This is a genomic window from Arthrobacter sp. H20, assembly GCF_000520515.1.
GTDB lineage: Bacteria > Actinomycetota > Actinomycetes > Actinomycetales > Micrococcaceae > Arthrobacter_D.
In genome coordinates this window covers 1-26,426 of the sequence record NZ_AZRY01000186.1, presented here as the reverse complement: position 1 = coordinate 26,426, position 26,426 = coordinate 1, and the positions used below count along the sequence as shown (strand labels likewise).

The following is a 26,426-nucleotide window of genomic DNA, read 5'->3' as shown; positions in this document are numbered from 1 at the left end:
AGGCCGGCCGGAGAGGGTGTAAGTCCCGTAACCGTAATGCGTGCTGCCGTTTGGAGAGTATCCCAAGTAGTACGGGGCCCGAGAAATCCCGTGCGAATCTGCCAGGACCACCTGGTAAGCCTAAATACTCCCTGATGACCGATAGCGGACAAGTACCGTGAGGGAAAGGTGAAAAGTACCCCGGGAGGGGAGTGAAACAGTACCTGAAACCGTGTGCCTACAATCCGTCAGAGCGTTGTCATCCCTTCGGGGGTGGTGGTGTGATGGCGTGCCTTTTGAAGAATGAGCCTGCGAGTTAGTGTTACGTCGCGAGGTTAACCCGTGTGGGGAAGCCGTAGCGAAAGCGAGTCTGAATAGGGCGAGTGAGTGGCGTGATCTAGACCCGAAGCGAAGTGATCTACCCATGGCCAGGTTGAAGCGACGGTAAGACGTCGTGGAGGACCGAACCCACTTCAGTTGAAAATGGAGGGGATGAGCTGTGGGTAGGGGTGAAAGGCCAATCAAACTTCGTGATAGCTGGTTCTCCCCGAAATGCATTTAGGTGCAGCGTTACGTGTTTCTTATCGGAGGTAGAGCTACTGGATGGCTAATGGGCCCTACAAGGTTACTGACGTCAGCCAAACTCCGAATGCCGGTAAGTGAGAGCGTAGCAGTGAGACTGTGGGGGATAAGCTTCATAGTCGAGAGGGAAACAGCCCAGACCACCAACTAAGGCCCCTAAGCGTGTGCTAAGTGGGAAAGGATGTGGAGTTGCGAAGACAACCAGGAGGTTGGCTTAGAAGCAGCCATCCTTGAAAGAGTGCGTAATAGCTCACTGGTCAAGTGATTCCGCGCCGACAATGTAGCGGGGCTCAAGTACACCGCCGAAGTTGTGGATTTCAGATGATAGCTAAGCCGGAGACGTGTTCTCCTGAGTTCAGGCGTCTGGAGTGGTAGGGGAGCGTCGTGTGGGCGGTGAAGTCGCGGTGTAAACCAGCGGTGGAGCCTACACGAGTGAGAATGCAGGCATGAGTAGCGAAAGACGGGTGAGAAACCCGTCCGCCGAATGATCAAGGGTTCCAGGGTCAAGCTAATCTGCCCTGGGTAAGTCGGGACCTAAGGCGAGGCCGACAGGCGTAGTCGATGGACAACGGGTTGATATTCCCGTACCGGCGAAAAACCGCCCATACTGAGCAGGGGATACTAACCGCCCAATACCTGATTACCCACCCTTTTAGGGTGACGTAGTTTTTGGTGGAGCGCGGGACCTGATCCTGGGAGGTAAGCGTATTAACAGGTGTGACGCAGGAAGGTAGCCGGGCCGGGCGATGGTTGCCCCGGTCTAAGGATGTAGGAGGGACCATAGGCAAATCCGTGGTCCTGGTTTTGATACCGTCTCTGAGACCCGATGGGCCCCGTTATGCGGGGATCCGGTGATCCTATGCTGCCTAGAAAAGCATCGGCGCGAGGTTTTAGCCGCCCGTACCCCAAACCGACACAGGTGATCAGGTAGAGAATACTAAGGCGATCGAGAGAATTATGGTTAAGGAACTCGGCAAAATGCCCCCGTAACTTCGGGAGAAGGGGGGCCTCACCCGTGACCGGCACTAGCTGTCGTGAGCGTTGTGGGGCCGCAGAGACCAGGGGGAAGCGACTGTTTACTAAAAACACAGGTCCGTGCGAAGTCGCAAGACGATGTATACGGACTGACTCCTGCCCGGTGCTGGAAGGTTAAGAGGACCGGTTAGTGCCCTTCGGGGTGCGAAGCTGGGAATTTAAGCCCCAGTAAACGGCGGTGGTAACTATAACCATCCTAAGGTAGCGAAATTCCTTGTCGGGTAAGTTCCGACCTGCACGAATGGAGTAACGACTTCCCCGCTGTCTCAACCATAAGCTCGGCGAAATTGCACTACGAGTAAAGATGCTCGTTACGCGCAGCAGGACGGAAAGACCCCGAGACCTTCACTATAGTTTGGTATTGGTGTTCGGTGTGGCTTGTGTAGGATAGGTGGGAGACTGTGAACCCTGGACGCTAGTTCAGGGGGAGTCATCGTTGAAATACCACTCTGGTCATACTGGATATCTAACTTCGGCCCGTAATCCGGGTCAGGGACAGTGCCTGATGGGTAGTTTAACTGGGGCGGTTGCCTCCTAAAAAGTAACGGAGGCGCCCAAAGGTTCCCTCAGCCTGGTTGGCAATCAGGTGTCGAGTGTAAGTGCACAAGGGAGCTTGACTGTGAGAGAGACATCTCAAGCAGGGACGAAAGTCGGGACTAGTGATCCGGCGGTACATTGTGGAATGGCCGTCGCTCAACGGATAAAAGGTACCTCGGGGATAACAGGCTGATCTTGCCCAAGAGTCCATATCGACGGCATGGTTTGGCACCTCGATGTCGGCTCGTCGCATCCTGGGGCTGGAGTAGGTCCCAAGGGTTGGGCTGTTCGCCCATTAAAGCGGTACGCGAGCTGGGTTTAGAACGTCGTGAGACAGTTCGGTCCCTATCCGCTGCGCGCGCAGGAAATTTGAGAAGGGCTGTCCTTAGTACGAGAGGACCGGGACGGACGAACCTCTGGTGTGTCAGTTGTACTGCCAAGTGCACCGCTGATTAGCTACGTTCGGATGGGATAACCGCTGAAAGCATCTAAGCGGGAAGCCTGCTTCGAGATGAGATTTCCATACACATTTGTGTGAGAGGCCCCCAGCCAGACCACTGGGTTGATAGGCCGGACGTGGAAGCAAGGACTAACGACTTGTGAAGCTGACCGGTACTAATAAGCCGATAACTTACACCACACACACCACCAGTGAACGGCGTCAAAAGACGTTCACACCACGGTGAGTGTAAAGATATGCTGCTTTCGTCCACTATGCGGTTCCCAACCAACAACAGGAACCATCCAGCACAACACTGGAACACACAACTACATACACAAGTTGTAACCACAAATTTCCCACCCCCGGGGAGTGTTCTCACGAACACCCCCGGGGACCAGGGACACAGGGTTACGGCGGTCACAGCGTGGGGGAAACGCCCGGTCCCATTCCGAACCCGGAAGCTAAGACCCACAGCGCCGATGGTACTGCACCCGAGAGAGTGTGGGAGAGTAGGACACCGCCGGACAACCATTAACGAAAGGCCCCACCCACGGTGGGGCCTTTCACCGTTAAACCCCCCACCCACACACCCGGTAAAGTCGCTGGTATGACTGACTTGTTCTCAGACGCGTCCCCACCGCAACCGGCCCCAGATCGGTTAGCCGCTCTTGAGTTTGGCATCACGGTTCCAGTGCCACCTGAGCACGCGGCAGCGGGTTTCTCAGAGCACATCCACCTGTGGTGGCCTGCTGGCGAACTCAGCGTCTGGGGTTCGGAGAGTTTCTTCGACCTAGAAAATAGGGCGTTGGTCGAAACGTCCACCGACGACGAGGAGGCAGTGTGGGCCGAAGTTAGCCGTGCCGACGACGGTCGGCGACTTGAGATGATCTGGCGCCACCAACCCGACGGGGGCGTACCCACCGAGGTGACTATCGTCTTCCATGATGATGCCGACAGCGGTAGCCGGGTGTCACTTGTTCACGGTGGTTGGACCGCTGAGGCGTCCTCCAGGGAGGACCGAGCCATCTATGAGGCCTTCTGGCCGCTTGCCCTGGAGAAGTTCTGCCGATTCATGGGCGGTACCCCATGAACGAGGCATTGGTTGCTGAACTAGCAGGGCTCCTGCCAGCAGCCGCCGTGGTATCGATGCCTTCCGATGTCGAGCCTTATGCCCGTGACCAGGGTCCGATCGTCGAGTTCGCTTTGCCATCGGCAGTTGTCTGGGCGGAGAGCACCGAGCAGGTGCAGCTGATCCTCCGGTGGGCTTATACCCATCAGGTGGATGTAGTCCCGCGGGGAGCGGGCACTGGCGTATCTGGTGGCGCACACGCGACGGCTGGGTGCCTTGTTCTGAATCTTGAGCGGATGAACCGGATCCTGGATCTCAGGCCGCTTGATGAGACCGCGGTGGTGGAACCTGGGGTGATCAACGCCGACCTCAACGCCGCTGCTGCTAGCCATGGCCTCATGTATGCCCCGGATCCGGCGAGTTATCGGATCTCAACCATTGGCGGGAATGTCGCAACCAACGCCGGCGGGCTGCGGTGCGCCAAGTATGGCGTAACCCGAGACTCTATCCTTGCCCTTGACGTTGTTCTGGCCGACGGGACGTTGATCCACACCGGTGTGCAGACTTTCAAGGGGGTGGCCGGGTATGACCTGACCTCTTTGTTTGTAGGCTCCGAGGGAACGCTGGGAATAGTCGTCGGTATCACTGTGCGGTTGAGATACCTGCCGCACAGCGAACAGACTCTCGCTGCCTTCTTTCCCGATGTGCAGGCCGCAGCAGCAGGGGTCCTTGCTGTTGGCCAGGCTCGGGTTCAGCCAGCGATCATGGAACTGCTCGATGGGATGACCCTCGCGGCGCTCGACGGCGTGCATGGCTCAGATCTGCGTGAACGGGGAGGCGCGCTGCTCCTTATCCAGACCGACGGCTTCGGCGCCGAAGCGGAAGCCGTCGTCGTCCGCGGTGTTCTGACCTCGCTGGGCGGGACGGTGGACGCCCAGGACGCTAGCGAGGCAGCGCGGCTGATCGATCTTCGACGGCATAGCCGGGGGGACGAGGTCGACGACGAATTCAGGGTCGGTGAGGACGTTGCAGTGCCGCGGTCGCAACTGGTGCACTACATCGCTCAGTTGGAAAGGGTGGCAGCCGAGCATTCGGTGCTCCTGAAGGTGGTGGCTCACGCCGGTGACGGCAACCTCCACCCAACGTTCTGGGTATCGGCCGTCGAGGGTGAGGAGGGAATGACCCGACTGGAACTCGCGCTTGATGAATCGGTGCGGTTGGCCCTCGAGCTGGGCGGCACCATCACCGGTGAACACGGCGTGGGTCAGTACAAGCTGAGGTGGCTTCCGTGGGAGCAGGGGGAACAGGTCCTTGAGCTGCAACGACAGATCAAGGATCTATTCGACCCACGTGGCATCCTCAACCCGGGTAAGGCAATCACCGCCAGAGCCTAGCAATGGGTGGATAGAATGAGTGCTGTATTGGCTGTCAGTGGGCAGCACCACAACAATGAATGGGGACTTAACGTGTCGGAGAACTACCCAGGCAACCAGCCCAACCAGCCGGGCGGCAACCAGAGCGATGATCCGAAGAAGTACCCAGCGGGCCAGCAATGGCAGCAGCCCGCACCCGACAGCCAGCCCACCCCGTATGGGCAGCAGTCTTCGCCTTCCACTCAGCAGGCTCCTTACGGCCAGCCGGGCGGCTACGGGCAGGGACCCTATGGGGCCGGTCCTGGCTATGGGCAGCCGACCGAGAACCCGGGGAAGACCCTTGGGATCGTGGGAATGATCTGCTCGATCATATGGCCGATTTCGGTAGTCGGCCTGATCATCAGCATCGTCGCCATGGTGAAATCGCGTAAAGCGCGGATGGGCAATGGCTTTGCGCTGGCCGGAATTATCATTGGCGCCATTGGGGTGATTACCGGCGTGATCGCTGTCGTGGCCATCATTGCCGGAGTTAGTTTCTTTGCTGAAGTGTGCGCGGACCTGGGGACCGGTGTCCACCAGTATGAAGGCACTGAAATAACCTGTCCGTAGGGCTCTAACCCAACTGCGTTGGGACGAATTGGTCAGGGGGACTCGAGGGCTCCACTGCCGAGGATGTCCATGGTCTTCGTGTCGGCGGTGAGGATGATGGCAGCCTCGTCGCGGCGGTGAACCAGGATCGAATCGAGATAGGACTGGACGGCCTCAGCCATCGGCACGTTCCGGTCCTGCTCCTCAGACATGTACCAGCGGTGTTCTAGGACCTCGTGCACTACCTCGGCCGGTTCCAGCTTGCGGCCGAGCTCCCGTGGGACAGCCCGGACAATCGGCTCAAAGACCTGGGTAACCCAGAGGTGTGCGCTGAGTTCCTCGTCGACATCGGGGTTGTTGTCCGCGCGGTAGGCGTCCATATCGTTGAGGAGACGTCGGGCCTGGTTCTCCTGGGCATCCAGTCCGGTGAGCCGCAATAGCCGCCGGCTGTGGTGCCCGGCGTCGACCACTTTGGGCTGCAGCTTGATCTGCGAGCTTTTGGCTTCCGTCTCGATGGCGTATTCCTCGATGTCGAAGCCCAGTTCGTTAAGCCGACGGATCCGGGCGTTGACCCTCCATCGGTCGTTGAGGTCGAAGGATTCCTGATCGGTCAATTCTGCCCAGAGCCTGCGGTAGCTGTCCATGATGAGCTCACTGGTCGCCAGGGGATCAATCTTCTCCTCGATCAGTCCACCCTCAGCGAGGTCCATTAGCTCGCCCGCAATATTCACCCGGGCAATCTCAAGGTCGTACTCCCGTTGTCCAGATGACAGCCCTGGGTAAAGCTCGCCCGTCTCAGCATCAACGAGGTAAGCAGCGAAGGCTCCCGCATCACGGCGGAACAGCGTGTTGGAGAGGGAAACGTCCCCCCAAAAGAACCCGATCAGGTGCAACCGGACCAGGAGCAGCGCCTGGGCATCGATGAGGCGGGTGAGGGTATCCCGGCGGAGGGTCTGGGAGAAGAGCGCCCGGTAGGGCATTGAGAACTTCAGATGCCGGGTTACCAGCACCGTGTCGAGGTCAGTCCCGTCCCTGGCCTTGCGGCCAGTGATGACTGCGACCGGTTCAACGCTCGGCACATCGAGGCGGCGCAGCTTCCGCAGCATGTGATACTCATGCCGGGCGACGTGCTCGCTGGTTTCCTTGATCGCGATGACTGATCCCCCGAGGTGGGCGAAGCGCACAACGTGCCGGGAGATACCGCGGGGCAAGGCCGCCAGATATTGGGCCGGCCACTCTTCCAGACCAATGTGCCACGGAAGGTCCAGCAACTCGGGGTCTGTTGCTGCGGCAGTGATGTTCAGGGAACCCAGGGTGCCGGGGTCCGGCGCATCTTTGGTGCGGGGCAGCTTGCCCGGCTGATCCCAGTCGGTGGGTTCGTCGTGCCACTCGGCGTCTGGCGCAGCGTTCATGTGTTGCCCTTTGTTGTAACTGTGTACCTGTTAACGAAGTGCGGCGGCCCCTGGATCTAAAGTCAATCCACAGACCACCGTACTCGGCTCAGTTCCGCTGGGACAGCGGAGGCAGGCTAGACGTGGGCTGCCAGGCGCAGCCCGTCTTTGATGTCGAAGAGGTGCACGTGGCCCTTCTCCGGCTTGACGTAGATGGTGTCACCCTTCATTGGGGGGCGCCGGCCATCGACCCGTGCCACGATATCGTGGTTCGTCCCATCCAGGGTGGCGTGGCCGTAAATGTAGGCGTCGGCGCCGAGTTCTTCGACGACATCAACCTCGACCTGGAGGCCCTGGTTGTCTTCGGCGACCTGCAGGTCTTCCGGCCGCACACCCAGGGTGACGGTTCCACCATGGGCCGCGTCAAGCACCTCGTGAGCAACCGGGTAGACGATACCCCCGAAGAGTACTCCACCGTCTGTGACGGGGAGTTCAATGAGGTTCATGGCAGGTGAGCCGATGAAGCCCGCCACGAAAACGTTGACCGGCCGCTCGTACAGGTTGCGGGGCGTATCGACCTGCTGGAGGACACCGTCTTTGAGGACCGCGACGCGGTCTCCCATCGTCATTGCCTCGACCTGATCGTGGGTCACATAAACGGTGGTGACGCCCAGGCGGCGGGTCAACGAGGCGATCTGCGTGCGGGTCTGCACGCGGAGCTTCGCATCAAGGTTCGAGAGGGGCTCATCCATCAGGAAGACCTGCGGGTTACGCACAATCGCACGGCCCATTGCAACGCGCTGACGCTGACCGCCCGAGAGCGCTTTGGGCTTGCGATCAAGGTATGGTTCGAGGTCGAGAAGCTTCGCGGCGTCACGAACCCTCTCGGCGCGCTCTTCCTTGGATACGCCAGCAATCTTCAGTGCGAAGCCCATGTTGTCAGCGACCGACATGTGAGGGTAGAGCGCATAGTTCTGGAAAACCATCGCAATGTCGCGGTCTTTGGGAGGAACATCGGTGACGTCGCGGTCCCCGATGAGTATCCGTCCCGAGTTCACATCTTCGAGGCCGGCCAGCATCCGCAGTGATGTGGACTTGCCGCAACCTGAAGGTCCTACGAGGACGAGAAATTCGCCGTCGGCGATTTGGATGTCGAGCTTGTCCACCGCGGGCTTATCTGTCCCGGGGTACAGGCGTGTTGCCTGGTCAAACGTTACCGTTGCCATCTGTTTTTCCTTTTCACGGGCAGGTACGTGCCCGACGATCCGTTGTGAATGGAGAGTATTCAGTTGTCCGTGCCACGCATCAGTAAAACCCGTCTCATGGAGATGGCTTAGGTGGTGTGCGTCACACGTTCTGAGTATGGCAGATAAATCAGGATTGCGCACCGGCGCTGCGCAGTTTGAGGAGCTGTTCCAGCACGACGACGAGTTCACCGGGGGAGTGGACCCGGTGGCGGGCCTGCGTCGGGCCATCACCGATTTTTATCCCGAGGTCCTGCGGTTCCAAGGCCGCAAAGGCATGTTCGTCGGTGACATCGTCGCCGGCAAACAGCACGGCGGTCGCGCCAGTGTATTTTCTGAGCGACCGAATGCCCTGCCCCTTGTCGGCGCTGATCACCGATGTCTCGAGCACGCGTTTGCCGTCGGTGATGTGCGCCCCCTCCAGCTGGTCCAGTGCCGCGCGGGCAGCCGCAGTAGCCGCGGCGGCGACGTCGTCGGCGGCGGTTCGTGTATGCAGCACGACGCCGGCTGGCTTGGTTTCGATCGCGGTGCCCGCGTGGGTGTCGACTACCCGCTGGACGGCGTCGGTGGCCCGGCGGAGGAGATCAGTTTGCTGCTCTGTGAGGGTCAAGGGAGCGCCATCTGGGCCGGTCCAGGTCTCGGCGCCGTGGCTGCCGATGAGAAGGGTCTCCGGGTCTGGGCTCGCGACTTCGCGCAGGCTGTCCAGAGCGCGGCCTGAGACGAGCGCCGTCGTCGTCGCATGCAGTTGTCCTAGAGCCGATAGGGCAGATGCCGAGCCGGGCAGCGGCCGTGCGTCAGCTGCGTGCTGCACCAGCGGGGACATGGTGCCGTCGAAATCAAGGGCAATTAACAGGTGATCAGCGGTAGCGATCGCCTCCAGCGCGGTCAGCAGCTCGTCGCTCACATTCTCAGGCATGCAGTGTCTCCTCGGGATTCTCGTGGTTGCCCGCCCGCAGGGCGGACAGGAAAGCTTGGGACCACCGTTCGACGTCGTTCTGCAGCACCTGGCGGCGCATGATGCGCATGCGTCGGGTCGATTCGCCCGAGCTCATGTTGACTGCTGTCACGATGGCGGCCTTGAGCCCGTCAATGTCATGGGGGTTGATCAGCACTGCCTGGCGCAGGGTGTCGGCAGCACCCGCGAACTCGCTGAGTACCAGTGCGCCGCTGTTGGAGGTCCTGGCAGCGACATACTCCTTGGCCACCAGATTCATGCCGTCGCGGAGGGCAGTGATCAGCATGACGTCGGCAGCAAGGTACAGCGCGACCATCTCTTCCACGGGGTAACTGTGATGCAGATACCGGATAGCCGTGTGCCGGATCGTGTCATAGGTGCCGTTGATCCGACCGACAGCACCTTCGATTTCCTCGCGCAGCAGCCGGTACTGCTCCACCCGCTCGCGGCTGGGACTGGCCACCTGGATCAGGGCTGCGTCTTCGACCTTGACCTGGCCGTCAGCCAGGAGCTCCTCGTACGCCTTGAGCCGATGGCCGATGCCCTTGGTGTAATCCAGGCGGTCAACGCCGAGCAGGATGTGCTTCGGGTTGCCGAGTTCGCGACGAATCTCCTTGGAGCGTTCGATGATATCTTCGCGGTTGGCTAGCGCGACGATCTGCTCGACGTCGATGGAGATGGGGAACGCTTCGGCCCTGGACGTGTAAGTGGGGCCGCCTTCCTCGGCTCCCACCTGTACCTGCTGCTGCCTGACCGTGTGCCCAACGAAACGACGCACGCAGCGGAGGAAGTTGCTGGCGTCGCTAGGGCGCTGGAACCCGATCAGATCGGCGCCGAGAAGCCCCTCGATCACCTGGCGCCGCCAGGGAAGCTGGGCGAAAATTTCCAGGGGCGGGAACGGGATGTGGTTGAAGAAGCCGATCTTCAGGTCGGGGCGGAGAGCGCGCAGCATCCTGGGGACCAGCTGCATCTGGTAATCCTGGACCCAGACGGTAGCGCCCTTGGCGGCTACAGCGGCAGCCGCGTCGGCGAACCGCTCGTTAACCCGACGGTAGGCGTCCCACCAGTGACGGTGGAACTCGGGTGGAGCAATGACGTCGTGGTAGAGCGGCCACAGCGTTGCATTGGAGAAGCCCTCGTAGTAGAACTCCACCTCGTCTTCAGTGAGAGCAACCGGGACCAGCCGCATGTTGTCATGATCGAACGCGTCAAGGGTCTCATCGGGCGCCCCATGCCACCCCACCCATGCGCCGTCCGCTTTGGACATCACTGGTGCCAGCGCGGTGACCAGGCCTCCGGGGGAGCGGCGCCAGGAACCGCCGCCGTTGTCGGCGACTCGGTCGACGGGCAACCGGTTGGACACCACGATGAATTCGAATTCACCGTAGGAGGTCGTCTTGTCGGACGAGGGTGTAGCTGACGACACGCTGACTCCTGCACATAGTAGGCCTACTTAGTACTTTACCGTTTGGGCGCCATCGACTGGTCGGTAGCCGTCGGCAGGGGATGGATCGCTAAGCTTGACACTACGCGTACCCAACCATGACGAGGACTGATGACGCCCAGCTCAAGCCGTAAACCCTCCAAATCGCAGCGTTCAGCGCAGGCGCGCGAGCAGGCGAGGCTGATCCGGGAGGCGCAGGAGCGGCAGGAGAAGCGGAAGGGTCTGCTAATTCGCTGGGGTGTCGTGGCCGCGGTGGTCGCTATTCTGGTGGTGGTCGGCCTGATCGTCGTGAACACAGTCAGGGGACAGGTGCCCGATGCTGGACCAGCGCCTGCTGGCGGTAACGAGCATGGGGGGATTGTCCTGACGTCGAGCACCGAGGTGGAGTCCTTCGAAACGGGGACTGTTGATCTGGGGAGCCTGCCCTCGGAGCCCCGGGCAGCTGGTGAACTTCCCCCGGGTATCGCCGCCGCAGCTTCCGAGCCGGTCCAAGTGGTCTCCTATGTCGATGTGAACTGTGTGTTCTGCGCTGAGTTCGAGAGCACTCATGCCGATCAGATCCAGGAATGGCTCGACGCCGGGGAGATCACCATGGAGCACCGCAATCTGGCGTACCTGGATCGCAACTCTTCGACAGACTATTCCTCCCGTGGTGCAAACGCGCTCGCCTGCGTTGCGGAGGAGTCCCCTGAGGCGTACTTCGACTACTCCGCAGGACTGTTCGCGAACTATGAGAACGGTGAACTGGACGACGACGGGCTGGCCACCCTTGCGTCGTCGGTCGGCGCGGTTGACATTTCCACCTGCCTGTCCGAGAGCACCTTCAGACCCTGGGTCAACTTCACCACCGCGGCAGCGGAGCTGGACGGCATCTCCGGTACCCCGACCATTTACGTTGACGGCGAAGCGGTGCCTGAAGCCATCGATAACTTCGCTGAGTTCACTCAGGAAAAGATCGACGCGAAGGGCTAGTTTTCGCTCACGGCGTGGCTGGGCTAATCTTGTCTTTGCGCATTCGATCGGTTTCATACGACGACGGCGCGCGCTGGTTCCGCCAGTACGCCTCCTTAGCTCAGTTGGCCAGAGCACCTGTCTTGTAAACAGGGGGTCGCCGGTTCGAATCCGGCAGGAGGCTCCAGCAACCACTTCTGACTAGGCAATACGCCAAGCAGGGGGCTAAGACCAGCCCGAGCAGATACGGCCAGCGGACTCGCGTGTTCGACGGCCCGTTGAGGGGGCCCTTTCCGCAAGCGAGATCGCAGGGGCTCCGGAGCTCCGCGCGCAGCTGGACGCCGCCGTCGCCGACTACGTCACCCGGGCTGGGCCGTTGAATCCCGCACCGCCAACCAGGCCGTCATGGCCAGGAGGACGCACACCGGTTGGTTCTGGAATATCGTCCGCAGCATCGTCGCCGGTGGCCTCTGGCTGATTGTGGTCGCCTACCGGGTCCGCACCTGATTCTGGCGTTGCGGGATAGCGGGACCTGGCGAATTGAGCTCTTGCGCAAGCCACCTCGGAGTGTTTAGATTCGTGAAGCGGCGCGTCTGGGCCGGGGCCGAGATCGATGTCATTCAACAGAGTCGTTGGAAAGACTGAAACCTCGCAACAATCGTGAACCGAGGGCCGAATGTATTCGAAGCGGAACAGTGCGACCATCTTTCTCGCACTTGCCTTCCTACTGGCAGGGGCTGGCTGTTCCGTCAGCCCGGGATACTCCAGCGTGCTTACTGATGGGGGCACTGACGAAATGTGCTTCGTGGACGTGCCTCCAAGCGAAGGAAAGGCCGTCGTCGGTGAGGTAATCACCAACGACGGCGACCAGCCGGCGACCGTCACTGAGGTGATGCTGCTGGACGCCAAAGACATGGTTGTAGAGGACGCCTACATCATCCCGATGACGACGGGCTCAGGCACTGCCCTCGGCGTGAGCTCGACGCTAACAATTGACCCCGAGGTCCGAGCCATACTGGACCTGGCCGTACCTGCTGAAGGCTATGTCATCGCCGCAGGGGAACAGGTCAACGTCGTGACCGCAGTATCAATCCCCGCCGATGTCCGCCAGGGAACTGCATCGGGAATTGATGTGCGCTATGAAGAGTGGCCAGACATCAACGTCACTGACGCGCGAATTAAAATGACCATGACGAAAGATTCGTGTCCCTGACCCTCAACCACGAAGGTCAAAGCCCAGATCCAGGCAGTCCTCGTTGACCCGTTCCCGCCACATCGACGTCACTGGGGCGCCATGCGGCGTCCGGGCAATGCGAATGGACTTATTAATGGGGTCCCCGTTCCCGTGGAAGGGGCCCAAGCTACTGCATGCTGCTTCCGGAGTGGACCGGGCTTCAGAATCGGCGGTTATTCTCGGGCCCGGGCGCCCCAGCACCTCGTAGTCGGAGTGGGTCGTTCGACTCTATCCAGATGTTGCCGGGGCACCATACGTTGACTCAGATATAAGCGATATTCGCCAGAGATTTTTTGTAGAGGGAACCTATGGAAGAGTCACCGTCCCCGGCACCGAAACGGGGAGCGTACCGTCGACAGCTGTGGGGCGCCCTGCTGGGTGCGCTGGCTGGGATCGCACTGGGGCCACCGTCTACCTGCAGTTAGCGCCGGTGCCGGAAGCAAGCTCCAGGCTGACAAGACAGGCGGCGTCGAGTGCATCTTCGCCGTCACAGCGACCGAACATCCGGGCAGGTAGCCAAGCGTCAGTCTAGGAGTGTTGAAGCAAGCGGCTAAGCAGCTTCCTTTATGCCAGCTTCCTTGATGCAGTCCTCGCAAAAGACTTCGTCAACCAATTCACCGCAACACTGGCAGCTGTGATCCATGTTTGTCATGAAAAGACACTACGAGGCCCCGTCGGTCGCGTCACGAGTAGGCGATACTCGTCTTTCAACCCTCGAGATACAAGTAGCCAGGCCACTCGGCGACGTCGCGAGAGCGAGAACCGCTGCGCCAGGTTTCCTGGCCTATGGTTAGTCATCGGGTCCTCAGGCCGCGCCCGATATTTCGGAAGTTTCCGGTGTGGCAAGTCCACCGCGACCCAATGCTAGGCGTCGCGGCGGAACAACCGGAGAAGAGTATTTTTTATCATCTGGATAGGAAGCTTGCACATGAGTGATACTGGAATGACCGCCACCGGCGTCGACGATTTCAGCGGACTAAGGGCAGTATTCGTCAACTGCACCTTGAAGCGCAGCCCGGAGTTGAGCCATACCTCGGGTCTCATCAGCCTCAGCGCCGACCTGATGCGGGGGAACGGGGTGGAAGTTGAAATTGTGCGCCCCATCGATCACCCAGTGGCGACAGGGGTCTACCCTGACATGACAAGTCACGGCTGGGAGGAAGACGCCTGGCCCGCGATCTTCAAGAAGATCGAACGAGCCGACATTCTTGTTCTCGCGGGTCCTATCTGGCTCGGAGACAACAGCTCGGTGATGAAACAGATCATTGAGCGGCTCTATGCGATGTCAGGGATGACGAACTCCCGCGGGCAGTATCTCTATTACGGAAAGGTCGGCGGCGCACTAGTCACCGGAAACGAGGACGGTGTGAAGCATTGCGCAATGAATATTCTCTATAGCCTTCAGCACATCGGCCTGACCATACCACCGGGAGCGGATGCGGGCTGGATCGGAGAGGTGGGGCCCGGTCCCAGTTATTTGGATGAGGGCTCGGGCGGACCGGAGAACGATTTCACTAATCGCAACACCACGTTCATGACCTGGAACCTGCTTCATATGGCACGCATATTGAAAACGGCGGGTGGTATTCCAGCTTGGGGCAACCTTCCCAAGGCATGGAGTAACGGCAACAGGTTTGGTTTGGAAGCTAACCCGGAGTATAGGTAGGCCCCGCCGGAACCAACGGCAGGGCCCACCTGGATTTAGAGGCTTGGAGCCGCTGGGATGTCCAGATCGGTCTCTACGAGGTGGTTGAAATAGTTAGTGAATAGGTTCAACGCCACATGGGTGGACAGTTCTGTTAGTTCCACGTCGGTCCACCCAGCCTCCAAAGCGGATTCCCAGTCCGCGTCCTTCACCGCACCCTTGTTTGCGGTGGCTTGGCGGGTCAACTCCAGCAGGGTCGCGAGTTTGTCATCGAAGTCGATCTCGCCCTGACGGATCGCGATGGTTTGGTCCAGGCTGAGACCGGCAGACGTGGCTCCCATGGTGTGCGCGGACTGGCAATAGGTGCATTCGTCCACATTGCCGACCACCAGCGCGATGGCTTCCCTGGTACGGGCATCGAAGGTCCCATAGTCGCCGATTACCTGTTGGAGCGCCACATAGGACTGGAGTACAACTGGGGAGTGTGCCATTGCGCCGTGGATGTTGAGGACTTTTCCGAATTTCTGATCGAGGGCGCCGAGTTCATTGCGGCTCTCCCCCGGGGCGGTTTCAGGGGTATGGACGGTAATACGGGTCATGAGTATTCCTTCTGTCGTTGGGATTGTTGGGAATTTCTTCCGGTGTGGTGCGGGCGTTCGTCAGCATGACACTCGAGGCCGCGGCGAGGTGTCGGAATAGGACTCAAAAGGTAGCGCGGGAGATGCCGCGCAGTCCGTCGACGTTCTCGATGATGATCCGGCCCCTGCCTTGTTTGATCAGGTTCCGGGTGGCGAAGTCCGACATGGTTTTGCTGGTTGCCTCACGTGTTGCGCCGAGTAGTCCTGCCAGTTGTTCGTGGGTCAGCTTTATCGAAGTCGAATGTGTGAATCGGCTGCGGGGGGCTGCTTCGGCGAGTTTGAGCAGGGTTGCTGCGGTGCGGGCGGAGAGTGGGCGGAGTGCCATGTCGGTGAGGCGTTCCTCCAGCCTTGCCACCTGCTCGCCAAGGAGGCGGGAGATCTTCACTGCCAGTTTCGGGTTGGAGAGGAAATGATCCTCCACGTCAGCAGCGCTCAGTTGACACACAGTTGATTCTTCGAGAGCTTCGGCATAGTTGTCGTACATCTGCATGCCCATGAGGAGCATCTCACCAAACACGGCTCCCGGTTCCAGGATGGCAATGGTGAGTGTTCGTCCGTCCTCGGCAACCCGGAAGATCCGGATTCGTCCGGCTTTGAGGATGAACAGGGCGCTGACTGGTTGGCTCTGGCTGAAGACAAGTTCACCACCGTGAAAGAGCCGGGGCGGGGACACCCGGTCAAGTTCCGCCAGGTCTTCGGCGGTGAGGTCAGCGAAGAGTTCGACTGCGTTCAGGCAGCTGAAGGGCTCTCCAGTCTCGGCCAAAGGCTCATTCTCCTGTTCGTGTGGTGCCCACGCTTTCGTGGGCAGGGTGGTCGCGGACAGAATCGTGGTCGAGCATGCTACGTTCAGCCTTGGCGTCGTCACCGGCGGCGTCGGATGACCATCGCCGCGACCAATCCCAGAATAAGCCCATAGACCACATGACCCATCAGTGAGGCGCCGGAGGCTGGGTCTAGGGTGAAAGTTGGCATACCCATCATCGCCGGCATAATTAGAAGCGGTCCGAGCACCCACCACACCATTCCGTAGACGGCGCCCACGACGGCGCTGATCACCGGACTTCTCTTCAACAGTCCAGCGCCCGGTATTGTCAACGCAAGTCCGATCAGCACCGAGATCGTAAGGTGAACGACGAATCCTATAGCCGCCGACGTGGAACCGACCAGTGAGGCAATCATCGGCAGCATGCCCATCACCGCCATCAGGAGCCCGAAGGCGATCCCGCCAGCAAGGCCCCCGATCAATCCAGCCATCAACCGGGTCACCATGGAGGTGCTGGTTGCGGCTGTGTGCCCTTTCGCCGTCGCAGTGCTGTGTGCCGAATTCATGTCAGTTTTCCTTTCCAGTCGCCGATATACAACGACCGTAGACCGCGTCGGACTGATAGTTCTGCAATCTGGGACACAGTAGGGCCACGACTCCGAGGCTAGGGTGAACTAAGGTCTACTTCCTTCGTCCTGACGCTTGGCGGAATCGCCGTTGTGCTTTTGGTTCTGCGGCTGCTATCACCTGGGCTGCCGGTGAGGCGGTTCGCCCAGCGGCTGACCATTGTGGATCTCGTGCTGACGCTTCTGGGCGTTCTGGGACTGATCCTGCACTGTGCATCAATGTTCTTTAGCGCGGTGGTTGCCTCGTTGCCCGGCACCGACGGCGCGATCAGCCAGATCAATTCGATGGGCACGGCTAGCATGATCTGGTACTTGGTTCCAGCACTGTTGGTCCTCGCCGGATTACGTCGGCAGCATTGGGCCGCGCTGGTGTTGCTGGCAGGATCACTGCTGGCAGTAGGGGGCACCATGTACAACGGCACCGCACTGGCCACTCATCTGGTGACCATCTTCGCTGCGGGCGTGGTGATCGCCAGTATTGTTTTTCTTCTCAGCATGCCACCCTGGCGCCGCGCTGCCGGCTCGCCCAATATCCGGACAGCCGGCGCTACCGGGTGACGGCCCATCCGCACCCGTCGGTGGGACGCAAACCGATGGACCGTCCAACGGCTACCCCGGGGTCTCCCGGGACCTCGACGGTGAGCGTCTCCGATGGTCCGCTCTCTCCTGAGAGAGCAATGTGGACCAGTGTGTGGGCGCCCAGCGATTTCAGCGCCGTCACGCATCCCGTGGCCGTTCCGTCTCCTGGCGCGACGATCCTGATTGCTTCCTGACGCACGGTCAGGAAAGCGGGGCCATTGACCAATCCGGGCTGCACTGCGATTCGGCCGAGCGCCGAGTGGTGGACGTCTCCAATCAGCTCGCCCGGCACCGCGTTGAGGCCTCCCAGGATTCGGTTGACTGCCAGCGTTGCAGGTTGGTAGTGCAGTTGCGCCACCGGCCCGTGCTGAAGGATCCTCCCGTTGTCCAGGACCGCGATCGAATCCGCAAGAGCCGACGCTTCCCGTCGGTCGTGGGTGACCAGAACAATCGTGGGGGCAAGTTCGGTGCGGATATCCTCCACCAGCAAATGCATATCCTCCCGCAAACGGGAATCGAGGGAACTGAATGGTTCATCGAGCAAGAGAATGCGGGGGTTTCTCGCCAGCGCGCGGGCCAACGCGACGCGTTGCTCCTGTCCTCCTGAGAGTCTTCCTGGTGAACGGTGCGCAACTGCCGACAGATGGACGAGTTCCAGGTACGACATGGCATGCTGGCGCGCTGCCTTGCGTGATTGTCCCGCCATCCTGGCCGAGAATGCCACGTTATCCACCACCGTCAAGTGGGGAAAGAGCAGCGGTTTCTGGAACACCAGCGCAATGCCCCGCTGTTCCGATGGAACGCCGTTGACGTTCTCGCCATCCACCAGGACCTGCCCGGAGGATGACTGGTCCAGCCCGGCGGCGATCCGCAAGAGGGTTGACTTCCCGCTGCCGGAGGCCCCCAGCAGGGCAACGCAGCATGACGGTTCAACCGTCAGTGATACCTGATGGAGCACCTCCGTGTTCCCAAAAGACCGTGAGATGCTGGCGAACTCGAGGCTGGAACTCACTGTCGCCCCCTTACCCGGGCGGGCAGGGTAAGTCCTGCCAGCAGGATCAGCGGGGGCACGATGATGGTCAGGGAAAGCGCTGCGGTGAGCTGTTCGTTTCCGGTGGCAGACGCAGCTGATCCGAGCAGCATCGGGAGAGTGCGCAATTGTCCTCCTCCGATGAGCAAGGTGGCGATGTAGTCGCCCCAGCCGACAAGAAAGGCCAGAAAGAAGGCCCGGGCGGCTGCGCTGGCCAGCAGCGGGTAGCGAACGGTCCGTGCGGCCTGGCCGGGGGAGGCGCCGAGTGAACGTGCCACCTCCTCGAAGCGCTGGTCGTAGCTTGCCAGTGCGCTGCGGAACATGAAAGCAGTGTAGGGCAGTGCCGTCACCACCAACACCAGGATGACACCGAAGGTCGGCGAAACGTAGAGGCGCAGGAGGGCAACATTGCTTCCCATGACCAAGGCGAACGGCGGAATGGCCAAGGGCGCAAGCAGAACGAACTCGACGGCCCGGCCTGGAACAGCAGGCAGTCCGCGGACGGCAACGGCTCCCAGATAGCCCAACGGAGTCGCGATCATTGCAACCCCGAACCCGAGGGAAAGCGACGAGGCTGCGGCCCGGGCCGTGTCGGGGGTGATGAGGGCGCTGAACCCCTGGAGCGAGTACGACGACGGCAGGACGGCTGGTGCGCGCCATTGACCGGCAATGGACCATAGAAATACCGGCGCCATTGGCAGCACGATCCATAGGATGAGCAGGAATCCCAGGATGAGCTGCATCGGGAACCCGCCAGGAAGGGTCCGGCGCATCGACGCCGACGCCGGCTGCAATGTTGGGATCACCGCAGGCTCCTGAAGCGCCGCAGTAAGAAGACCACTGCGAGTATTGCCACTGCGCTGACGGCAACAGTGACCAGTGCGGTTGCCATCGCCTGGGGACGGGCTGCGAGATCCACCGAACCAAACAGCCGGACGGCCCGCACAGGAAGCGGCTCCGGTGATACGGGTCCCAGCAGCCATGCGGCTTCGTAGGAGCCGAGGGTATAGACAAAAACGATGACAGCTGAGATCGCCAGGGAAGGCACAGCCAGCGGGAGGACCACCCTCAGGATGCGCTGGCCCGCTGTCGCTCCGAGGGTTGCGGCGGCGTCACACAAATCACCCACGGAACGCGAAATACTTCCAAGCACCACCAAGGCCACAAACGCAGACTCCTTCCACGCATACTCCGCGATGACAGCCAGGAACCCGGGTCCGGCAACCAGCGCAGGAAAGGAGTCAGGCATCCCGAGCAGGCGGTCAAGAAATCCGCTGTCAGAGAGGAGCAACCCAATAGCCCCGGCGCCGATCAGGTGGGGGATGGGAATGGTCGCGGCGCTCAATGTCTCGACTAGTCGCCCCATCCGCGGCATGGTGAGGACATAGGCGGCGAGCACAAAACCAACGGCCAGGGAGAGCACTGTGGAGATCGACGCTATGTAGACGGAGGCGAGGCCTGAACGGACCAGTGTCTGGACGTCGCCGGTCCAGGCATCCCCGCTGAGCTGGGGAGGGCCAATAAACGGCATCAGACCGAGACTTTGGAGTGCAGCGGCGACAAGCGAAACGGCAAGGACGACGACGATGGGGAGCACCGCCGGCAGCGCGAGGAGCGCCGCGTGGCCGGTGCCCGGCGTCATTCGGCTAGTCATGGCGCGGACGCGATATCCTGCCGCCAGGCCTCATCCAGCGCCGGAACCCACTCAGCTGCCAGCTCGCCGTGAGTATTGCGGGAGAGCTCCTCATAGTCAGGCACAATCGGTGATTCAGGGAGCCTCTCGAATAGGCTTTGTTGAGCAGGGGAAAGCAGTTCGGTATCAAGCACGGTGAACTGACCCCACATGTCCAAGTCCGCCTTTGCCGCTTGCTGTTCGGGGGAGAGCGCAATGTTGGCGACGACCATGGCCCCGGCGGCATCCGCGGCATTCACCGGCAGCGCGAGGAAGCTTGCGTTGCCGACAGTGCCTTCCTCCAGCGTGAGGACCTTCGTCGACGGCGGCAGGGCACCTGACGCCACCAGCTCGGTCAGGGTGGCAGGGCCGTAGGTCATGGCTATGTCCACCTCACCATTGGCGAAGAGCGTGTTCAGGGCTTGCTCGTCACGTGGGTAGGTGTCACCTTCTCTCCAGAGCGACGGCGCCAGGTCCCTAAGCGCTTGAAGTGCCGCGGGCGCATGGTCGTCGAAGGCCTGCTCGCTGTAGGTGAGCGGGACCTGGTCAGCGCCGCCGGCTGCACTGACCATGACTTCGCGCAGGAACACACTGCCGGTGAAGTCCGGTGGTCCCGGATAGGTGAACCTGCCCGGATTCGCTTCGGCCCAGTCCAGGATGCCCTGGAGCGAGGTCGGCGGGTCGGCGATGGCGTCCGAGTTGTAGAAAAAGGTGAACTGCGCTTTATGCCAGGGCGCTTCACAACCATCGACTGGTGCCCCAAAATCGTCGAGAAGCAACGGATCGTCCGGGTCGGTGAACTGCATGTTCGGCAAAAGGTCGGTCCATCCACACCGCCAAGCACCTGCTTGCCGTCCGGTGCTGAAAGTGGGACCGTTGGCCCACACCAGGTCCACCGAACCGTCGTCGCGCCCTGCCTGCAGTTCGCTCAGCACGCGATTCAGCGCGTCGGGGGTGTCCGCGATGGGAACACGGCGGAGGGTGATTCCCTGCTCCCGCACTGCGGGAGCGAGGGTTTCGTCGACATAGGCGTTGCCTTTCGCATCTCCTCCGAACATCCACAGATCAACCGTCTGACCATCCGCTGCAGAAAGAACCTCGCCGAAGCTGTCAAACTGCTCGGTCGGCTCGATGGCCGCCCCTGAGCAGGACGTGAGGAACAGAGCGAGGATAGCGGTCACTGGCAGCAGGGCAGGACGACGGCGCGCTTGAGGGGCAAAAAAGCGGTGCATCAGTCATCCTTCGAAGGTCGGATCTGTAGATTCAAGTATCGTCGATACCAGCCCGATGCCCGAACAGACACCTGAACAGCGGATTGCCCATCACCATGCAGGAAGAACACGCGCACGGCCGCCCCCGGTTCCTGACCCCGATCCGCAGGGCAGTGCTCCTTGCCCTGCTCATCGCGGCAGCAACGATCACGATGCTTGGCCTACCCATTCCGCCTGTCGATGACATGCGAGAGCTGGTCCAACGCTCTGGCTGGTGGGCGCCGGTGGGATTCCTGGCTGGGTATGCTGCACTGACCCTCGCCCCCCTTCCCAAGAATGTCCTCTCGATCGCTGCCGGAGTGCTGTTCGGCTTCGGACCGGGACTGGTGATCGTCTACTGTGCAGCCATGCTCGGAGCCTCCGCGGCGTTCTGGCTTGGACGTGCGCTCGGCAGGGAAGCCGTCGAAAAATTCACCGGTACCCGGGTTGCGAAGGTTGACGCCATCCTGAGTACACGAGGATTCATGGCGGTCGTCGGGGCTCGGCTCATCCCCGTTCTACCCTTTACCGCCATCAACTATTCGGCGGGGCTCACTGCGCTGGGGTGGTGGCCCTACCTGCTTGGGACCATGATCGGTATCCTGCCCGGAACTGTGAGTTATCTGGCGCTCGGCGCTTTTGGTCTCGAGTTTGGCTGGCCAGCGCAGCTGGCACTGGCGCTCCTGGGCGCGCTGACACTTGCCGGAGCGATTGTCGCTTTGCGGTCCCGGCAGAAAAGCGGTAGATCAGATGTTTGACGCCCGGCTGCGGCCACGCTTGGCACCCCTGCTGAACCGGGCGGCGTCCACGCTCGACGTGCCGTGGATCAGCCCAAACCGCCTCACCGGCCTGAACCTGCTGCTCGGGCTGGCCAGCGCCGGATTCGCCGCCGCCCAATGGTGGGTTCCTGCCCTCGCTGCGTGGTTACTGTGCCGGCTGGCGGACGGTCTCGACGGCCCGCTAGCCCGACGTCGGGCGCTACGTCCTGGATCCACCGGCGACGGCGGGCAGGGTGGGTTCTGGGATATTTCGGCTGATTTCGTGGTGTACGGAGCAACTGTCATCGGAGTCGCTGTTGGAGCCAGCGCAGGCTTTGAGGCCCCCTGGCTCCCCTTTCTGCTCGTATTGTTTGCCTACTACATCAATGGCAGCGTCTTTCTGGCGTTTTCCTCGATTGCGGAGAAGAACGGTCGGCAGATCGATGACGGGCGCTCGTTGTCCTTTCTCGACGGTCTGGCTGAAGGAGCGGAGACAGTGCTGGTCCACAGCCTCTGGCTGCTGTTTCCAGCCGTGGCGTGGCAGATTGCTCTGGTGTGGGGGGCATTGGTCATGGTCAGCGCAGTTCAGCGAATTATCGTTGGCTATCGGACGCTGGGCTGACCTACATCGGATCCGCGTCTAGTCAGCATTGCGGAGATGCTTCATTCTGTCGCCGCGCCACCGGTTGATCCCTGCCAGGGCCCTCACCGCTACCTTTGCCACAGGTGACTCCAGGCCCGTCCGCGCGTGGGCAACTGCTGCGTTCCACAGCGAATCGTTGTGAGTGGGGTAGGGGTGGGTGACGCTCGCAAGGGTTCGGGTACTCAGACCCTGGTGTACCGCGAGCGTAAGCTCCGCAAGGGACTCTCCGGCCCGCGGACCGACAATTGTTCCACCCAGAATCCTCCCGCCTTTGCCCACGATAATCCTGGTGAATCCGGCGGTCCGCCCTTCAGCGATCGCTCGATCAGAGTCGGAGTGCTGAATGGTCGACACCGAGTGTTCTGTGGCGGTTGCCTCAGTCACACCGACGGCGGCAACCTCGGGTGAGGTAAAGGTGACGCGCGGGCGGACAGTGCTCACGCTGCGGCGAAGCCCGAGAATCGCGTTGGACGCTGCGGTGCTCGCGTGCACCCCCGCAAGGTGGGTGAAGTCCGGATAGGGGGTCACATCACCAGCGGCCCAGATCGTCGGATTCGATGTTCGCATGGCCGAATTCACCGCCACATAGCCTGAGGGGTCGCAGTGGACGCCGACAGAATCCAGGCCGATACCCTCAGTTCTGGCCTTCCTCCCCGCGGCTACAAGAATTACATCAGCGTCGAACGTCTGCCCATCAGTCGTATGGACGACTGTGGCATCGCCAGTGCTGACCCTGGCGGCGCCGCTGTTTTCGACAACTTTGACACCGTCATCGAGAAGACTGTCGCGGACGTGGGCAACGGCGTCGCGGTCTTCCTTGGGGAGGATCTCGGAGCGTGCCAGAATCACAACTGAGGAACCGAGACGCGCAAAAGCTTGCCCTAGCTCGCAGGCGATGGGCCCGCCCCCAATAATGACAAGGCGCTCAGGAAGGTGCGGGAGATCCCAGACCGTCTCCGAGGTAACCACGGCCGGCGCTTCCGCCAACCCGGGAATGTCAGGAAGTGCCGGAGCGCTGCCGGTGGCGATCAGTGCTCGGCGGAAGCGAACCTTTTTGCCATTTACTTCAGCGACGCCCTGTCCGGTGAAGCGGGCAGCGCCGGAGAGTACTGTGACACCCACCTTTTCCAATGATTCCGCGGAGTCGGCCGGTTCAATCGTCCTAATGGCAGCTGAAATACGGTTGCGGATTGCTGCGAACGTGGCATCACGTTCTGTGCCGCCCTGCCTCGCCGCCTTGGCAGCAGATAGCAGGGTCTTGGAGGGGACGCAGCCGGTCCACAGGCAATCCCCACCTGTGCGGCTGGATTCCACGAGCACAGTGTGACCGCCCAGGCGGGCTGCGGTTTTCGCGCCGACAAGACCAGCTGTTCCGCCGCCAATCACCAAGAGATCGTAGACTTCGCTGCTCTGTTCCATGGGGTGCCTACCTTATTCTCTTCTGTTGTGGAGCTTTCCTAAGCCTAAGCTGTAACTAACACCATCGCCGCAGGTCGCGGGGGAGAGAACATCACGGAGTGATCCCGATCGCCAAGTACACCACCGCCGCCCGCTTCTATGATGTGGTGTCCGCGGAGTATCCCGTCTACGCAGCTGGCCGCACACTGGGCATCGAGATGTTCGGTCTTGCACCCGGCTCGCAGGTGCTCGACCTCGGGTGTGGAACCGGACTGAACTTTAGCCGGCTGCAGCGGATCATCGGGCCGCGCGGGAGAATCATCGGAGTTGACCGGAGCCCGGACATGCTCGCGCAGGCTCGCAGGCGCGCCGAACGTCACTCCTGGGCGAACGTTGTTCTTCTCGAAGCTGACGCAACCACCCTCGTTCCCCACGAGGTCGCGGATCAGATCACCAGCTCGGGAGCCGCTCCCCACTCGGACGCGGCCCTAGCGACCTACACGCTCTCACTGATGGCTGATTGGGAGTCCGCCTGGGCCAATATGCTCCATCTGGTCAAACCTGGCGCGGTCATGGGAGTGGTGGACATGCAGAAACCGTCTGGTTTGTTCACTGCCATGACCCCGTTGGCAAGGGCGGCATGCTGGTTGGGTGGGTCCGACATCGACGCACATCCCTGGACAGCAGTCGAACGCGATTGCTTCGAGGTGAGGGCAGCAGCCGCACGCGGGGAGCACCTTCAGATCCGGGTAGGGAATCGTCCCGGTAGCCGATTGCAGCCACCCAGATAGCGCGAGGCTATCGTTGTGTGTTGTGGTGGTGGCCACCGCGGTACGCTGGGCAACCACGCAGCACACTGAAGTGCTTACGCCGATGGAGGCACCTATGGTTCTGGACTTTCTGAGAGAACTGGAAGCACGCACCAGGCCGGTGCACCCGGAGTCCCGTGCGGCGATGCAAGCCCGGTGGGATGCCCTCCCGGAGCATGTCAAAACCCCGAACCAGCTGCTGGGCCGCAGCGCTGTCGGGTGCGAGGGGACCCACGGTGTCTTCCCCAAATGTAACCTCACCTGCTCTCCGTGCTACCACTCAGCGGAGGCTAATCAGGTGCGCGTGGACGGTCAGCACACCCTTCGTGAGGTGGCACGGCAGATGGAGTACCTTCGACAAGTACGTGGACCACGGGCCCATGCGCAGCTCATCGGAGGTGAGGTAAGCCTGCTCAAGCCGGATGACCATGCGGCAGCAATTGAAGTGATGCGAGCGAACGGCCGCGAACCGATGTCGATGACCCATGGTGATTTTGATTATGCCTACCTGCTGGCAGTAGTTCTCGCACCGGACGGCGTGCCCCGCTTCGATCGGGTGTCCTTCGCGGCTCATTTTGATTCCTTGATGAGGGGACGGCGCGGTGCCGTCCGGCCCCGTAGCGAGGCCGAGCTTGAACCCTTCCGGCAAAAGTTCGCAGGAATGTTCGAGGATCTCCGGCGGGATCATGGGGTGAGCTCCTACCTCGCGCACAACATGACGGTGACGCCGTCGAACCTTGGCGAAGTGGCTGAGGTAACCCGTTCGGTGCTTGCCATGCCTTACAACATGCTGTCCTTTCAGCCTGCTGCATTCATGGGGGACGAGCGCAGGTGGAAGGAAGATTTCGACGACGTCAGCATCGACGACGTGTGGGAGCGGGTCGAGGAGGGCGCGGGGCAGAAACTCCCATGGCAGGGCACGCAGTTCGGCGACCCGCGTTGTAACCGCTACACGATAGGAGTTTCCGCGTCGGGTACGTTTGCGGCTGTCATAGACCCCGCAGACTCAGCCGACCTTGCCGCGCGCGACCGCCTGTTGAACCATCACGGTGGCATGTATTTCGGCGGTCAAGCCCGCTGGGTGCTCGCAGCCCGTATTCTGCGCGCCGTGTTGCGGTACCCGCTCGACGTGTTTGTCCTTGCCGGGCTCGGCAGGCGAATGATCAGTCGAACCGGCGGAGTCCGGGCGCTGTGGCGTGCCTGGCGGAGCAAAAGCCTCGGTGTCAGAACATTCGTTGTGCACAACTTCATGGATTCCGACGTCGTTGCGCCGGCGTGGGCGCTGATGGAGCAGGGCAAGGTCAGCGACGATCCTCCGGTGCGCGAAGCGCAGGAACGGCTCGGAGCCTGCATGTACACCATGAGCCACCCCCAGACGGGTCAGCTGGTACCCGCCTGCACGCAGCACTCGGTCCTGGACCCCGCCGAGAACAGGGAACTGCGCACCTTACTCCCGTTGAGAGTCAAAAACGGGTGATCGGTGCGGGCCGAAGAACCTCCGGGAGGGTGTCAGCTACGGCCGGGCGACTTCCTCGGGGCCAACGGCTGGTGTTGTCTCGGGGGTCGCCGTGATCTCTTCGGACTGCTCTGGCGACGTGTCTGCCTCGCAGCCGAGAGCCGGCTTGGAGGGGTCGTCGCTCCCGGTTCCGTCGCCGCTCTCGTCGGCCGTTCCGTGACCATCGGCTGAACCGTCGATATCTGCAGGCGCCGGTTCAGGCTCTGGCGCCGGAAGCGGTGAAGGGGCGGGGGCGGGGGCGGGAACTGGATCGTTCCCAGTCTCTGCGCCGGATC

General features: G+C 61.3%; 23 protein-coding genes, 1 tRNA gene, 2 rRNA genes and 1 pseudogene. 14 read left to right on the top strand and 13 right to left on the bottom strand.

Going from position 1 to position 26,426, the window contains the following annotated elements:
• From Y703_RS0100795 to Y703_RS20600, 5 genes are all read left to right on the top strand, one after another.
• Positions 1 to 2,773: ribosomal RNA gene (locus tag Y703_RS0100795) — 23S ribosomal RNA — on the top strand; the annotation flags it as partial.
• 211 nt (positions 2,774 to 2,984) lie between these two features.
• A 5S ribosomal RNA gene (rrf, locus tag Y703_RS0100790) occupies positions 2,985 to 3,101 on the top strand.
• A gap of 81 nt (positions 3,102 to 3,182) precedes the next feature.
• Positions 3,183 to 3,665, top strand: coding sequence for an SRPBCC family protein (locus Y703_RS0100785; RefSeq protein WP_026551214.1), 483 nt, complete (start codon positions 3,183 to 3,185; stop codon positions 3,663 to 3,665).
• A gap of 56 nt (positions 3,666 to 3,721) precedes the next feature.
• The gene (locus tag Y703_RS0100780; protein ID WP_051427170.1) at positions 3,722 to 5,038 is read left to right on the top strand and encodes an FAD-binding oxidoreductase; all 1,317 of its coding nucleotides are present in this window, start codon (positions 3,722 to 3,724) and stop codon (positions 5,036 to 5,038) included.
• Positions 5,039 to 5,053: 15 nt separating this feature from the next.
• A complete protein-coding gene (locus tag Y703_RS20600) occupies positions 5,054 to 5,626 on the top strand; it encodes a hypothetical protein (protein ID WP_026551212.1) in 573 nt (190 codons plus the stop codon).
• 32 nt (positions 5,627 to 5,658) lie between these two features.
• Here the strand turns inward: Y703_RS20600 and Y703_RS0100770 are convergent, their stop codons facing one another.
• From Y703_RS0100770 to Y703_RS0100755, 4 genes are all read right to left on the bottom strand, one after another.
• On the bottom strand, positions 5,659 to 7,017 hold the full coding sequence (locus Y703_RS0100770) for a DUF4032 domain-containing protein (protein ID WP_026551211.1): 1,359 nt from the start codon (positions 7,015 to 7,017) through the stop codon (positions 5,659 to 5,661).
• A 116-nt stretch (positions 7,018 to 7,133) separates the two neighbouring features.
• Complete coding sequence (ugpC, locus tag Y703_RS0100765) at positions 7,134 to 8,222, bottom strand: ABC transporter ATP-binding protein (protein ID WP_026551210.1); 1,089 nt, start codon at positions 8,220 to 8,222, stop codon at positions 7,134 to 7,136.
• A 148-nt stretch (positions 8,223 to 8,370) separates the two neighbouring features.
• Positions 8,371 to 9,156, bottom strand: a complete 786-nt coding sequence (gene otsB / locus Y703_RS0100760; RefSeq protein ID WP_026551209.1) for a trehalose-phosphatase — start codon at positions 9,154 to 9,156, stop codon at positions 8,371 to 8,373.
• Complete coding sequence (locus Y703_RS0100755) at positions 9,149 to 10,621, bottom strand: alpha,alpha-trehalose-phosphate synthase (UDP-forming) (RefSeq protein ID WP_026551208.1); 1,473 nt, start codon at positions 10,619 to 10,621, stop codon at positions 9,149 to 9,151. Before Y703_RS0100755 ends, otsB begins: the two co-directional genes overlap by 8 nt.
• Positions 10,622 to 10,750: 129 nt before the next feature.
• Between Y703_RS0100755 and Y703_RS0100750 the strand changes: the two genes are divergently transcribed.
• The 4 genes from Y703_RS0100750 to Y703_RS0100730 all read left to right on the top strand — a co-directional run bounded on the left by Y703_RS0100750 (position 10,751) and on the right by Y703_RS0100730 (position 14,490).
• On the top strand, positions 10,751 to 11,611 hold the full coding sequence (locus Y703_RS0100750) for a DsbA family protein (RefSeq protein WP_026551207.1): 861 nt from the start codon (positions 10,751 to 10,753) through the stop codon (positions 11,609 to 11,611).
• An 89-nt stretch (positions 11,612 to 11,700) separates the two neighbouring features.
• Positions 11,701 to 11,777 (top strand) — tRNA-Thr (locus Y703_RS0100745).
• Positions 11,778 to 12,359: 582 nt separating this feature from the next.
• On the top strand, positions 12,360 to 12,803 hold the full coding sequence (locus Y703_RS0100735; protein WP_155849345.1) for a hypothetical protein: 444 nt from the start codon (positions 12,360 to 12,362) through the stop codon (positions 12,801 to 12,803).
• 949 nt (positions 12,804 to 13,752) lie between these two features.
• The gene (locus Y703_RS0100730) at positions 13,753 to 14,490 is read left to right on the top strand and encodes a flavodoxin family protein (protein ID WP_081743302.1); all 738 of its coding nucleotides are present in this window, start codon (positions 13,753 to 13,755) and stop codon (positions 14,488 to 14,490) included.
• Positions 14,491 to 14,525: 35 nt separating this feature from the next.
• Here Y703_RS0100730 and Y703_RS0100725 read toward each other — a convergent pair whose 3' ends face one another.
• The 3 genes from Y703_RS0100725 to Y703_RS0100715 form a co-directional block, all read right to left on the bottom strand.
• The gene (locus Y703_RS0100725) at positions 14,526 to 15,068 is read right to left on the bottom strand and encodes a carboxymuconolactone decarboxylase family protein (RefSeq protein WP_026551204.1); all 543 of its coding nucleotides are present in this window, start codon (positions 15,066 to 15,068) and stop codon (positions 14,526 to 14,528) included.
• A gap of 103 nt (positions 15,069 to 15,171) precedes the next feature.
• Positions 15,172 to 15,870, bottom strand: a complete 699-nt coding sequence (locus Y703_RS0100720) for a Crp/Fnr family transcriptional regulator (protein ID WP_035763258.1) — start codon at positions 15,868 to 15,870, stop codon at positions 15,172 to 15,174.
• A 98-nt stretch (positions 15,871 to 15,968) separates the two neighbouring features.
• Positions 15,969 to 16,436, bottom strand: coding sequence for a hypothetical protein (locus tag Y703_RS0100715; RefSeq protein WP_253907885.1), 468 nt, complete (start codon positions 16,434 to 16,436; stop codon positions 15,969 to 15,971).
• A gap of 153 nt (positions 16,437 to 16,589) precedes the next feature.
• Between Y703_RS0100715 and Y703_RS0100710 the strand changes: the two genes are divergently transcribed.
• Positions 16,590 to 17,054, top strand: a complete 465-nt coding sequence (locus tag Y703_RS0100710; RefSeq protein ID WP_026551201.1) for a hypothetical protein — start codon at positions 16,590 to 16,592, stop codon at positions 17,052 to 17,054.
• Here the strand turns inward: Y703_RS0100710 and Y703_RS17060 are convergent.
• From Y703_RS17060 to Y703_RS0100690, 4 genes are read right to left on the bottom strand one after another with little or no spacing between them, the layout of a single operon-like run.
• The gene (locus Y703_RS17060) at positions 17,044 to 18,087 is read right to left on the bottom strand and encodes an ABC transporter ATP-binding protein (protein ID WP_051427168.1); all 1,044 of its coding nucleotides are present in this window, start codon (positions 18,085 to 18,087) and stop codon (positions 17,044 to 17,046) included. The two genes, Y703_RS0100710 and Y703_RS17060, sit on opposite strands and share 11 nt — an antisense overlap.
• The gene (locus Y703_RS0100700; protein ID WP_051427167.1) at positions 18,084 to 18,911 is read right to left on the bottom strand and encodes an ABC transporter permease; all 828 of its coding nucleotides are present in this window, start codon (positions 18,909 to 18,911) and stop codon (positions 18,084 to 18,086) included. Before Y703_RS0100700 ends, Y703_RS17060 begins: the two co-directional genes overlap by 4 nt.
• Entirely contained in the window at positions 18,908 to 19,759 is an 852-nt protein-coding gene (locus Y703_RS17055) for an ABC transporter permease subunit (protein WP_216698832.1), read from the bottom strand. Before Y703_RS17055 ends, Y703_RS0100700 begins: the two co-directional genes overlap by 4 nt.
• Complete coding sequence (locus tag Y703_RS0100690; RefSeq protein ID WP_035763255.1) at positions 19,756 to 21,009, bottom strand: ABC transporter substrate-binding protein; 1,254 nt, start codon at positions 21,007 to 21,009, stop codon at positions 19,756 to 19,758. The genes Y703_RS17055 and Y703_RS0100690 overlap by 4 nt, the downstream gene beginning before the upstream one ends.
• A gap of 95 nt (positions 21,010 to 21,104) precedes the next feature.
• On the opposite strand from Y703_RS0100690, the gene Y703_RS17050 reads away from it, so the two are divergent.
• Complete coding sequence (locus Y703_RS17050; RefSeq protein ID WP_035763253.1) at positions 21,105 to 21,785, top strand: TVP38/TMEM64 family protein; 681 nt, start codon at positions 21,105 to 21,107, stop codon at positions 21,783 to 21,785.
• Entirely contained in the window at positions 21,778 to 22,407 is a 630-nt protein-coding gene (locus Y703_RS0100680) for a CDP-alcohol phosphatidyltransferase family protein (protein ID WP_026551198.1), read from the top strand. The genes Y703_RS17050 and Y703_RS0100680 overlap by 8 nt, the downstream gene beginning before the upstream one ends.
• An 18-nt stretch (positions 22,408 to 22,425) precedes the next feature.
• Here the strand turns inward: Y703_RS0100680 and Y703_RS17045 are convergent, their stop codons facing one another.
• Positions 22,426 to 23,847 (bottom strand): dihydrolipoyl dehydrogenase family protein, encoded by a 1,422-nt coding sequence (locus tag Y703_RS17045; RefSeq protein WP_035763251.1) that lies wholly within the window; start codon positions 23,845 to 23,847, stop codon positions 22,426 to 22,428.
• A gap of 98 nt (positions 23,848 to 23,945) precedes the next feature.
• Here Y703_RS17045 and Y703_RS0100670 point away from each other — a divergent pair, with 98 nt between their 5' ends.
• Together Y703_RS0100670 and Y703_RS0100665 are read left to right on the top strand one after the other, a co-directional pair.
• Positions 23,946 to 24,617: a class I SAM-dependent methyltransferase gene (locus Y703_RS0100670; protein ID WP_026551197.1), complete on the top strand. Its 672-nt coding sequence runs from the start codon at positions 23,946 to 23,948 to the stop codon at positions 24,615 to 24,617.
• 94 nt (positions 24,618 to 24,711) lie between these two features.
• Positions 24,712 to 26,112, top strand: a complete 1,401-nt coding sequence (locus tag Y703_RS0100665) for a hypothetical protein (protein ID WP_051427166.1) — start codon at positions 24,712 to 24,714, stop codon at positions 26,110 to 26,112.
• 36 nt (positions 26,113 to 26,148) lie between these two features.
• Here the strand turns inward: Y703_RS0100665 and Y703_RS22525 are convergent.
• Positions 26,149 to 26,426 (bottom strand): annotated as a pseudogene (locus tag Y703_RS22525) (hypothetical protein); the annotation flags it as partial.